The organism is Microbacterium sp. KNMS (assembly GCF_053851835.1).
Map to the genome: position 1 here is coordinate 1 of NZ_JBSQBP010000008.1, position 11,322 is coordinate 11,322.

Sequence of the window (11,322 nt, forward strand, 5' to 3'; positions counted from 1 at the left end):
ACGACAAGACCGCCCGGTCATACGCGGCAGGACTCTGCCTCTCCGCCGCTCTGCAATGGATTTAGCAACACGTCCTAACCGAAACTGTCACCAATTCGTTCAGCAGACCCCACGGACCGCGCCGGACGGCAGGATCCAGAGACTTCGCATCGTGGTGTGGGGCGTCTCGGGACGGACACCGAAGCCAGGGGCACAGCTCACGATCGAGGCGGTCAGATGCCGGTTTGAACAGTGGGAGGCACTTCTGCGCCGCGGCTCGGCACCCAAAACAGACATGCCGCCAGAGCGGCTGGTTGGCCGGGATTAGATACTCTGCCGGGGGATGTCAGGCCGGCGGCTGCGGCAAGAACGTACCGCAGTCGGCGGGTGCCCTCCAGGCCCAATTTGGATAGCAGTGTCAAGATCCCGGGGGAGTTTCGTGTACGGCATGGGATCTGATGACGAGTCGTGTTCCGATTCGCGTGGTTTTCACCGGTGCAGCGTCGTTGTCGATGCGTCGGAGCAGGGTATGTACGGCTTCGGTTCCCAGTGCGTCGGGATCTTGGGCGATAACGTTGATTCCGCCGCCGAAGACGTCGGCGAGCGGGAAGTCGTCGAAGGCGATGAAGGACGCGGAGGCGACGTCGAATCCGGCGTGGATCATCGCGAGGGTGGTGAGCGAGTTCCCGGAGACGAATGCGGTTGGCGGTTCGGGTGTCTGGCTGAGCCAGGTGAGTTGTTTCGCGATGCGCGGGCTGTCGGGGGTGTGCTGGTAGATCAGTGACGGGTCTGGTGTGATTCCTGCTTCGAGCAGTGCGGAGCGGTATCCGGCGAGTCGTTCGCGTTGGGTGAAGACGTCTTCGGCGTCGCCGAGGTAGGCGATGCGCTCGTGTCCCTTGGCGATCAGGTGGTTGACGGCTGCGGTCATGCCGCCGACGTTGTCGGAGAGGACGACGTCGGTCTCGTGTCCTCGGGCGGGGCGGTCGAGACAGACGATGGGTGTGCTGTGCAGGAGCCGGGCGAGGTATGGCTTCGGTGCGGGGGTGGGGCCGAGGACGATGCCGTCGACGTGTCCGGCGGCCAGGGATTCAAGCGTCTCCCGTTCCCGTTTGGCGTCGCCGAGCATGGATGCGATGATCACGACGTACCGGTCGCCGACGGCGTGTTCGATGCTGAGCGCGAGCTGTGCGGCGAAGGGTTCTGAGATGTCTTCGCAGACGAAGGCGATGGATCCGGACGATGAGCGGCGTAGGCCCTGCGCTGCGGGATTGGGGCGGTAGGAGAGGTCTCGCATCGCGGCTTGCACCCGTTCGCGGATGCTGTCGGAGACGTACACTTCCTTGTTCAGCACGCGGGAGACCGTCTTCGTGCTCACGCCCGCGTGTCGGGCGACGTCCTTCATGGTCGCGCGGTCCCCGCTCATCCCGTCCTCCTGTGTCGTGCGATCGCCGTTCGGAATCACAGTCTAGAGGTCCTATTTTCTGTCATCGATGTCAGATGCGAAATGACGCGGACTTCGGCCTCCGGGCAGCAGTAGTTCATGGGGGTTTGCGGCCGAATCCCGATGGATCCGGGCTGGCGGTGGAATCTATCGTGTGTGGGAGCGACGGATGAGCGTGGCGATGTGTGCGACTCATCCTGACAACGTCGTCAGAGAAAGGGGCATCGCAATGCAGCGACGTGAGTTCCTCCTCGGCGCAGGGTTGGCTGGTCTCGGGCTTGTGCTCGCCGGCTGTACCGGTGCCGAGTCGCCTTCGCCGGGTAAGGGTGGTGCGATTCAGTTCTTCAACGATGCGGCATCCTGGGGCCCGGGGTACGAGTCTGCCGGTGCCGAGCTGGTGAAGAAGACGGGATGGTCGATCGATCCGCAGACGATCCCGAATGCCACCGCGTACGAGCAGGTGGTCCGTTCGCTGTTGCAGACGAAGAATCCGCCGGACCTGGTGAAGTGGGGCAGCGGCTTCCGGATGCAGGATCTTGCCCGCACGGGAGGTCTGGCCGACCTCACGAGCGCGTGGGAGGCATCTGTGGCGCAGGGCTGGCTCGACGATTCGTTGCGGTCTGCGTTCACGTTCCGTGATGGCGTGTACGGGCTGCCGTTGATCCAGGGCTTCTACGTGATGTTCTACAACGTCGCGGTGTTCGACAGGTTGGGGCTGTCTGTTCCGACGACGTGGGACGCGTTCATCGATGTCTGCGAGACGCTGAAGGCTGCGGGTATCACGCCGATCGGGACCACACAGGTGAACATCTGGCCGGTCGCGAACTGGTTCAGCATGCTCTCCACCGCGTACGACCCGGAGTGGTTCGTTCGGCTGTGCGAGAACCGGGCATCGTTCCAGGACGAGGAGGCCGAGGGCCTGATGGCCCTGTGGCAGGAGATGATCGGGAAGGGATATCACACCTCCGCGGACTCGCTCAGCGACAACTTCGCGGGCATGTTGCAGAACGAGAAGATCGGGATGTGGCCGACGCCGGTGAGCTGGAGCTCCCAGAATCTGCAGAAGCTCGGCATGAAGTCCGGTGAGGACTACGACGCGTTCCTGCTGCCGATGGTCAACGGTGACCCCCAGGCGGTGGTGACAGAGGTCGCCGGCCTGGTCGTTCCGCGGCGGTCCCCGCACGTTGCCGGTGTGACCAAGGCGATGGCGTCGTGGCTGGATCCGCAGGTGCAGCAGCCGTGGTCGGACTTCCTGTCGGGTTCCTCCGCGAATCCGACGGTGAAGTGGACGGACAAGATCAGCCAGCGCCTGCAGACCGAGATTCGCCGCGACCAGGTTCAGGTCGTCAACCGGTACTGGGAGGCCTCACCGCCTCCCCTCGTCGTCGGCGTCACGCAGGACCTCGGCGGCTTCATGGCGAATCCGACCGATCCCGCCGGCGTGCTGCGCTCGCTGCAGCAGAAGGCGGAATCCGAATGGTCCTACTGGACGGAGGCCACGCGATGAGCGCACCCAGTGAGACCCGAGCGCTGGTGACCGGCACCGGGCGGCGCGGCCGCGCCCCGCAAGGCGACAACGCTGCCGCGCTGCGCCGGCGTGATCGGATCACCCGAGGTCGTCCGCGGCTGCTGTTCCTGCTGCCCGCGGTCGCGCTGGTCGGGATTCTGAGCCTGGTACCGTTCTTCGCGACCGTGTGGCGCAGCCTCTTCGACGACGCGATCATCGACCCGCAGTTCAACTGGCTCGCCTCGTATGTGCGTCTGATCTCCGACCCGGTGATCGTGAAGTCGCTCGTCAACACCCTGATGTGGCTGGTCGGAACAGTGATCGTCCCCGTCGGCCTGGGCCTGGCGATCGCGGCGCTGACCAACTCCGTGAACTGGGGCAAGTGGGCCCGCCTCGCGATCGTGCTGCCGTATGCCCTGTCGGGGACCGCGGTCGCGGTGGTGTGGAACTTCGTGCTGCAGGACTCCGGCGCACTGAACTCGTTCCTGCGGGGCATCGGCCTCGGCGCCCTGGCACAGCCATGGCTGCTGGAGTGGCCGGGGAACACGATCATGCTGATCCTCGCGAACTCCTGGCAGGCGTCGGGTGTGGCCGTGATCCTCTACCTCGTTGGCCTCCAGGGCATCCCCCGCGAGACACTCGAGGCAGCCTCGCTGGACGGCGTCGACGGCGCGAAACGGTTCTTCCAGATCGTGCTCCCGCAGTTGCGCGGCACCACCGCCGTGGTGATGGGCATCAGCCTCGCCAACGGGCTGAAGTCCTTCGATCTAATCTGGGTGCTCACCAACGGCGGTCCCGGCCGGGCCACCGAGACGCTGGCCGTGTCGATGTACTGGCAGAGCTTCGTGCTGCAGCGCCCCGGTTCCGGCGCCGCGATCGCCGTCGTCCTCACGATCGTCGTCGTGGCCGTCTCGGTCACCTACCTGCGCAAACAGCTCAAGAACGATTGAGACCCATCATGAAGACCACATTCCGCGCGGGTACCGCGCTGCGCTCGGCGCTGATCATCCTGATCGCCGTGCTCTGGTTCATTCCGACCTACCTGATCGTCGTGAACGCCTTCACGTCCAACCAGGCCTACAACGGCGAAGTCGCCTGGTTCCCGAAGGACTTCGCCCTGTTCGAGAACATCGCCATCGCCTGGCAGGCGGTGGACCTCGGACCATCCCTGATGAACTCCCTGCTGTACGCCGTCGTCGCCGGCGCGCTCGCCGTCCTCGTCGCGGCCCTGGCCGGGTTCGCCGTCTCGGCCATCCCGGGCGGGTGGCGCACGTTCTGGTTCTGGCTGATCTACTCGGGCGCGCTGTTTCCCGCCCAGGCATTCCTGCGTCCGCTGTTCACCGGCTACGCCGAGACCGGGCTGTATGACACCCGGTGGGGCCTGTTCCTGATCTATGTCGCGACCTGCGTGCCGTTCTCGTTCTTCATCATGCGCAACCACATGCTGTCGGTCCCACCCGAGATCAACGAGGCTGCGCAGCTGGACGGCGCGAACTGGTGGACCGTGTTCACCCGGTTCTTCCTGCCGCTGTCGAAGTCGGCGCTGGCCGCGGCGTTCATCTTCCAGTTCGTCTGGGTGTGGAACGAACTGCTGTTCGGCATCACCCTCAGCTACTCCGAGGAGATCCGCCCCGTGATGGCGGCGCTGGCTGGTCTGCAGTCGAACTACGGCACCGTCGGCCCGCCGGTGGTCCTCGCCGGGGCCCTGTTCGTCTCACTGCCCACCGTGATCGTGTTCCTGCTGTTCCAGCGGGTGTTCGCCTCCAGCCTCGGCGGCGCCAAGATCTGACCCTCGTCCCCGCACCCATCTCGATCTGTCCCATCACCCCACAAAGGAGAATCCATGCCCGAGGTCTACTACCAGCATCCCGGAACCTGGTTCGGCGACTGCATGCCGATCCATCATGACGGCGCGTTCTATCTCTTCCACCAGAGAGATCTGCGCAATCCGGGACCGTTGCCGAACTGCGAGCCGTTCGGCTGGGCGCTGGCACGCACCACCGACTTCGTCACCTACGAAGACCTCGGCGACGCCATCGTGCGCGGCGGAGACCACGACCAGGACCAGTTCATCTTCGCCGGATCCGTCATCCGCGCGAACGGCAAGTTCATCGCCATGTACACCGGCTACAACCGCGACCACTTCGAAGCCGCGGGCAAGCCCTCTCAGGTGCTCATGATCGCGGAGAGCGACGACCTCATCCACTGGACCAAGACCGACAAGGCCGTTGTCGCACCGCAGCCCGGGTACGACCCCGACGACTGGCGAGACCCGTGGGTGATCTGGGATGCCGAGCGCGGTGAGTACCTGATGATCCTCGGCGCCCGCAAGGCCGGTCCGAAGACGCAGGCGACCGGAAGCACGGTCGCGTTCACCTCGAAGGACCTGGAGACCTGGGAGTTCCAGGGAGACTTCTGGGCGCCCGGGCTGTACACGATGCACGAGATGCCCGACCTCTTCCGTGAGGGCGACTGGTGGTACCACCTGGTCACCGAGTACTCCGACAAGTCCAAGACCATCTACCGTCGCGCGCGATCGCTGGACGGGCCGTGGGAGGCGCCCGTCGACGACGCCTTCGACGGGCGCGCCTACTACGCCGCCCGCTCGGTCTCCGACGGCGAGCGCCGCTACCTGGTCGGCTGGGTGCCCACCCGCTGGGACGACGACGACACCAAGACGTGGCAGTGGGGCGGCACCCTGGTGATCCACGAGATCGTCGTGCGGCCCGATGGGACGCTGGGGACGAAGATCCCCGACGCGGTCTCGGCACACCTCGCATCACGAACCGTGTCGACCACCCCTGGGTTCGCTCTCGACCGTCGCGACGGAGCCGCGCAGGAGGTGCTCGCCGCCGATGTTCCGCAGACGGCGCTCGTCTCGACGACACTGCGCGTGGACCCCGGCACACGGGTGGTGAACATCCGTTTCGGGGAAGACCCGACCGCGCAGGCCGGCTACCAGTTCGCGTTGCGCGCCGCCGAGGGGCGTCTGGAGTTCGACCGGTTCCCGAACTGGCCGTGGGGGCAGTTCGACAACCGCGATCTGGACCGCCCGCTCTCCATCGACGACGGCGCAGAACACGATGTCGCGCTGGTCTTCGACGGTGACATCGCGACGCTGTACATCGACGACGTGGCCCTGAACGCACGCTTCAACGCTCCCGCAGGTTCGCAGCTGTCGATCGAAGTTGCCGACGGTGCGATCGCCGTCGGGGACGTCGTCATCTCCACCACCCCGTGAACACATGCGGGAGGCCACGGCCCGTCGTGGGCACCGTGGCCTCCCGCCGTTCGCTTGCACGCCGTCGCACACGCAGACCCGTCTGGTGCACACCCAGACCCGTGGGGTGTGCACCAGCAGAATCTTCACGAGAGGACGAAGATGCCCACAGTCGATCACCCCGTTGTCCTGCACGCCGAGTTCACCGCCCGTCCCGGATCCGAGGACGAGGTCATGCGGCTGATCGGTGACTACGCCGAGTGCGTCCGCGACGAGCCCGGCAACATCGTCTTCGACGTGTACCGGAGAGCGGACTCGCTTGCGGACTTCTTCGTGTTCGAGGTGTACCGCGACCAGGAGGCATTCGACGCGCACCTTCGCGCGGACGCGGGAACGACATTCAACGCGCGTCTCGCCGACCACATCGTCGGAGAGGGCAGCACGCTCAGCTTCCTCAGTCCTGCCTCGGTCTCGGGATGGCGGCCATGATCGCCCCCCGAGTCCTCGTCATCGGCGAAGCTCTGATCGACGTCGTCCACCGTGCCGACGGCACGATCGACGAGAACCCCGGCGGCAGTCCCGCGAACGTCGCGATCACCCTTGGCCGCCTCGGACGATCCCCCCAGCTGCTCACCGCGCTGGGCCACGACGACCACGGTCAGCTCCTGCGGAAATGGCTTGCCGAGTCCGGCGTCACAGCCGTGCCCATCGAGATCGCACGGACAGCGACCGCGACCGCGGAACTGGACGCGGCAGGAGCGGCCACCTACGTCTTCGATATCGAATGGACCCTCGCCGGCGCCCACCCGGATCGAGTGGATCTCGTGCACGTCGGATCCATCGCCGGCCTGCTCGAGCCCGGGGCAACAGACCTGCTCCGGCTGCTTGACCAGCAGCACGATGACGCGCTGATTACCTACGATCCCAACATCCGCCCCGCCCTCATCCCCGATCACGACATCGCACGGCAACAAGTGGAAGCACTCGTCCGGCGCGCAGACGTGGTCAAAGCCAGCGATGAAGACCTTCGGTGGCTCTACCCCGACCGTGACCCTCGCGCATCCGCCCGCGCCTGGCACCGATCGGGACCTGCGATCGTCATCGTGACGGAGGGTGCGAACGGCGCCTTCGCCATCACGGAATCAGGGGAAGCCCACGTGCCGGGCCGTCCAGCCGACGTCGTGGACACCGTCGGAGCGGGAGACACCTTCATGGGCGCCATCATCGACGGACTGATCGACGTGGGCTGGGCAACCGGCAACGCTCGCGCAGCTCTGCGAACCACAGACACGAGCCACCTCACATCGATCCTCGACTGGGCCGCACGAGCAGCAGCAGTCACCGTGTCCAGACGCGGAGCGAACCCACCACACCGGAGCGAACTCGTCTGAACTCCGGCTTTGAGCGACCCCAGGCAGTTCGGCGCACGCCCGCGCCGCCCACGGAAGAGCGAGCCGCTAGCCAGACGAGCGTGGAAGTCGCAAGCAAGCGGAGCACGACCAGGCTTGTCTCCGGCTGGAGGTTCCAGCATGCTGGTGACGACCTGACCGGACTGATTCATCGCAGCGACAGGGTCTCCGGTATCGCGCGATTCGCTACGAGGAAGGCCTCGCCGAATGCGATGCTGTTGCCTCCGATTCTCGAGGGATCGGCCCATTCCTCCTGCTCGACCAGATCCAGTTCGACTCCGCGGACCGCGCATTCATGCACACCTGGGCGTACTTCGTTGAAGGGAAATACTCCTTCGCTGTGCTCCGCCTGACATGATCGGCGCGGATGGCGCCGCCACAACACCACCAATACCGCATACAACACCTGCTGGTCCTGTTCACGACGGCCGTGGTGTTCCCTGATCTGCCTGCGCATGCTCTGATCCGCTCGGCGCCCTACACACGGGACGGAATGGTCTCCGTTCCCGCTCCGGCCTGCAGCGGTGAAGAGATGAAGAAGATGGCGGTCGACGATGGCACGCTCGCGGGCCAATTGCGACATCCGCGGTACGCCGATCTGAGCCCCGTCGAGTTTTGAGGGTGCTCTTGACACCAGCGATTCTCGCCGCTTTACTCGACGTAAACGATTACGTAATCGCTTACGTAGCGGGCGAGCTCGACCAAGCCAATGGAGGATTGAGATGAGACGAGCGATGTGCGGCGTCGCCGCCGTGATCACGGCGGGCGTGTTGCTGACCGGATGCACTGGTAACGCAGGGCAGTCCGGGGCGGACGATAAGACGATCAACTACTGGGGTTACGAGGGTGGGATCTCGACGGAGACCGCGAAGCAGGTGATCGCGGAGTTCGAGGACGCGCATCCGGGGTACACCGTCAACGCTGTGGTGATGGATACCGCTGATTTCGACGTGAAGCTCCCGAGCACGCTCGGGAAGGCGTCGGGTCCCGATCTGGTGTATACGGGCACCGAGCCGAACCACCTCGGGCGTTACGTGAACGTGGGGCAGGTGTCCGCTCTCGACGATGTCTGGGAGGAGAACGGGTGGGATGACCTGGTGCCCTCGACCCAGCAGCGGCTGACGTATGGGGGTACGCCCTATGCGGTGGGCAATGAGCTGGAGACGGTCGGGCTCATGTACAACAAGGTGATCCTCGACAGGCTCGGGATCGCGGTTCCGAAGACGCTGAAGGATCTGGAGGCCGCGATGGACACGGTGCGGTCGTCCGGCGAGGGCACGACGCCGATGGTGCTCGCGTGTGGTGGTCCCTGCTATGCGGGCCTGCACATGATGCATGCGCTGGGGTACGCGACCATCCCCACCGACACGATCGTCGCCACGACATCGGACGGAGACGGGGCGTACACGGACGATGGCTGGCTGGAGATGCTCCAGAAGTTCCAGGAGTGGAATGACGCTGGGTACTTCACCGCGGATGCCAGCGGCATCCCGGACGAGAACCACACGGCAGACTTCTGCTCGGGCGGGACCGCGTTCATGGTCAAGGGCCCGTGGATGTTCAATGCGATGGCCGAATGCGAGAAGGCCAACCCGGACGCGTTCGCGTTCGGGTTCACCGGGTTCCCTGTCGCGGACGGCATGCCGTTCCAGGCGTACGTCGGCACCGGAAAGGCCTGGTTCCTGTCGTCCTCGCTCGACGGCAACGATGAGAAGCGTCAGGCTGTGCTCGACCTGGTGAAGGGCTTCACCGACGCTTCGACGTTCCCGTCCTGGATCGAGAAGGATCAGCGGTTCCCCGCGATGGCGTTCGACCCTGCCGACTATACGATGACCGGGCCGCAGCAGGAGGCGATGCAGATCATCCAGGACGCCGGTGACAACGGCGGCCCGGTCGATATCGGGTTCAACAACAGTGCGGAGGAGACGCAGGTGTGGGTTTCCGGGTTGCAAGGGATCCTGGGCGGTACGGCAACACCGCAAGAGGTCGTCGACCAGCTGCAGGCACAGCTGAAGAAGGATCAGGCCGCGTGGGCTGAGGCGAAGTGAATACGCGTCGTTGGCAGCTGACGCCCTACCTGTTCATCCTGCCGGCTGCGGCGATCTACGGTGTCTTCCTCCTCGCGCCGCTCGTTCAGACGGCGGTGATGAGCTTCTGGAAGTGGGACGGACTCTCGGCCGGGTACGACTGGGTCGGCCTGGACAACTACGTGCGGATGTTCACCGATGGTTCGGTGTGGTCGGCGGCGTGGAACAACCTGAAATGGGTGCTGCTCGCGGTCTTCCCGATCGTGATCGGGCTGGCGCTGGCGATTATCCTGCAACAGGCGAAACCTCGAGGGCGGACGGCGTACCGGGCGATCTACTTCCTGCCCTACGTGCTGCCGACCGTGGTCGTGGCGCTGGCGTGGGGGTGGATTTATCACCCGTCATTCGGCACCCTGAACGCCGGATTGCGGGCAGTCGGGTTGGACGCGTTCGCTCAGAACTGGACGGGTGACCCCCAGCTTGCACTGTTCGCGCTGGCCACGGCGGCGAACTGGACCGGGTACGGCTTCTGCATGACGCTGTTTCTCTCGGGGCTGAATGCGGTTGATCCGACGCTGTACGACGCGGCGAAGGTCGATGGCACATCGGCGTGGCAGCGGTTCCGTTACGTGACGCTGCCAGCGATCGCGAACACGACGAACATCGTGGTGCTGGTGGTCTTCATCAACACGGTGCGCGTGTTCGACATCGTGTTCGTGATGACGGCTGGTGGTCCGGCCGGCGCCACGGAGGTGCTCGGAACGAAGATCTACCGCGAGACCTTCCAGAACCTCAGCATCGGGTACGGGTCGGCGATCGCCATGTTCATGGTGCTCATCATCCTGATCACCACTGTCGTCTACCTGCGGTCGAGGGAGCGGGATTCCGCATGAGTGGTACCAGCATCAAGATGGGGGCCGGGCGGGTCGGCCTGCAGGTCATCCTCGTGCTCGTCGCGTTCGTGTCGCTCGCACCGGTCGCGGTGATCGTGTCGATCGCGCTGAAAAGCAACACCGAACTCGCGACGAACCCGCTGGGACTGCCCAACGACTGGCTCTTCAGCAACTTCGTCGATGCCTGGAACGAGGCCGGTATCGGCCGGTACATCCTGAACAGCATCGTCGTGGCGGTCCCGACCTTGGTGATCGTCGTCGCCGCCTCGAGCCTCGCCGGGTACGCGTTCGCGCTGATGCGATTCCGGGGACGGGAGGCGATCTTCCTGGTCTTCCTCATCGGGCTGATGTTGCCGGCGGTGAGCATCGTGACGGCGTTGTCGTTCATTGAGCAGAGCCTGGGCCTGTACAACACGCTGCCCGGACTCGTGCTCGCGGAGTCGGCGATATGCCTGCCCCTTGCCGTGTTCATCATGCGCGCCGCGTTCAAAGACCTTCCCGGCGAACTGCGCGAAGCGGTGTTCATCGATGGCGGCAGCGAGACGACCGCGTTCCTGCGCGTGATGTTCCCGCTGGCACGCCCCGCCGTCTCTGCGACCGTCGTGCTCACCTTCCTGACGGTGTGGAACGACTACCTCATCCCGCTCGTGCTCATCAACACGGAGCAGTTGCGAACGGTGCCACTGGGGCTCGCGTTCTTGAAGACCGCGTTCACCTCCAACACGGTGCTGGTCGCCGCATCGACCGTGCTCGCCGCCATCCCGAGCATCATCATCTACGTGCTGCTGCAGCGCCAGTTCATCCAGGGCATCGCCCAGGGATCCATCAAGTAACCCCACCCTTCAC

11 protein-coding genes are annotated in these 11,322 nt (G+C 65.0%); 9 read left to right on the forward strand and 2 right to left on the reverse strand.

All coding sequences use genetic code 11. From position 1 onward, the window contains the following. Positions 1-397: 397 nt before the first annotated feature. Positions 398-1,402 carry a LacI family DNA-binding transcriptional regulator gene (locus ACWXWW_RS06555; RefSeq protein WP_243230102.1) on the reverse strand — a complete coding sequence of 335 codons (1,005 nt, stop codon included), beginning with the start codon at positions 1,400-1,402 and terminating at the stop codon, positions 398-400. Between the two features lie 187 nt (positions 1,403-1,589). Between ACWXWW_RS06555 and ACWXWW_RS06560 the strand changes: the two genes are divergently transcribed. From ACWXWW_RS06560 to ACWXWW_RS06585, 6 genes are all read left to right on the forward strand, one after another. Then, the gene (locus ACWXWW_RS06560; protein WP_455969380.1) at positions 1,590-2,927 is read left to right on the forward strand and encodes an ABC transporter substrate-binding protein; all 1,338 of its coding nucleotides are present in this window, start codon (positions 1,590-1,592) and stop codon (positions 2,925-2,927) included. 26 nt (positions 2,928-2,953) lie between these two features. Beyond that, positions 2,954-3,877: a carbohydrate ABC transporter permease gene (locus ACWXWW_RS06565; protein ID WP_455969381.1), complete on the forward strand. Its 924-nt coding sequence runs from the start codon at positions 2,954-2,956 to the stop codon at positions 3,875-3,877. Between the two features lie 8 nt (positions 3,878-3,885). Further along, positions 3,886-4,716: a carbohydrate ABC transporter permease gene (locus ACWXWW_RS06570; protein WP_243230122.1), complete on the forward strand. Its 831-nt coding sequence runs from the start codon at positions 3,886-3,888 to the stop codon at positions 4,714-4,716. Positions 4,717-4,770: 54 nt separating this feature from the next. Beyond that, the gene (locus tag ACWXWW_RS06575; protein ID WP_243230123.1) at positions 4,771-6,168 is read left to right on the forward strand and encodes a glycoside hydrolase family protein; all 1,398 of its coding nucleotides are present in this window, start codon (positions 4,771-4,773) and stop codon (positions 6,166-6,168) included. Between the two features lie 141 nt (positions 6,169-6,309). Beyond that, a complete protein-coding gene (locus ACWXWW_RS06580; RefSeq protein WP_455969382.1) occupies positions 6,310-6,636 on the forward strand; it encodes a putative quinol monooxygenase in 327 nt (108 codons plus the stop codon). Further along, complete coding sequence (locus tag ACWXWW_RS06585; protein ID WP_455969383.1) at positions 6,624-7,538, forward strand: carbohydrate kinase family protein; 915 nt, start codon at positions 6,624-6,626, stop codon at positions 7,536-7,538. Before ACWXWW_RS06580 ends, ACWXWW_RS06585 begins: the two co-directional genes overlap by 13 nt. Before the next feature lie 166 nt (positions 7,539-7,704). Here the strand turns inward: ACWXWW_RS06585 and ACWXWW_RS06590 are convergent, their stop codons facing one another. Further along, the gene (locus ACWXWW_RS06590) at positions 7,705-8,013 is read right to left on the reverse strand and encodes a hypothetical protein (RefSeq protein WP_455969384.1); all 309 of its coding nucleotides are present in this window, start codon (positions 8,011-8,013) and stop codon (positions 7,705-7,707) included. Positions 8,014-8,278: 265 nt separating this feature from the next. Here ACWXWW_RS06590 and ACWXWW_RS06595 point away from each other — a divergent pair, with 265 nt between their 5' ends. From ACWXWW_RS06595 to ACWXWW_RS06605, 3 genes are read left to right on the forward strand one after another with little or no spacing between them, the layout of a single operon-like run. Then, on the forward strand, positions 8,279-9,604 hold the full coding sequence (locus tag ACWXWW_RS06595) for an ABC transporter substrate-binding protein (protein WP_455969385.1): 1,326 nt from the start codon (positions 8,279-8,281) through the stop codon (positions 9,602-9,604). Next, a complete protein-coding gene (locus ACWXWW_RS06600; RefSeq protein WP_455969386.1) occupies positions 9,601-10,476 on the forward strand; it encodes a carbohydrate ABC transporter permease in 876 nt (291 codons plus the stop codon). The genes ACWXWW_RS06595 and ACWXWW_RS06600 overlap by 4 nt, the downstream gene beginning before the upstream one ends. Next, positions 10,473-11,309, forward strand: a complete 837-nt coding sequence (locus tag ACWXWW_RS06605) for a carbohydrate ABC transporter permease (protein ID WP_455969387.1) — start codon at positions 10,473-10,475, stop codon at positions 11,307-11,309. Before ACWXWW_RS06600 ends, ACWXWW_RS06605 begins: the two co-directional genes overlap by 4 nt. Positions 11,310-11,322: the final 13 nt, after the last annotated feature.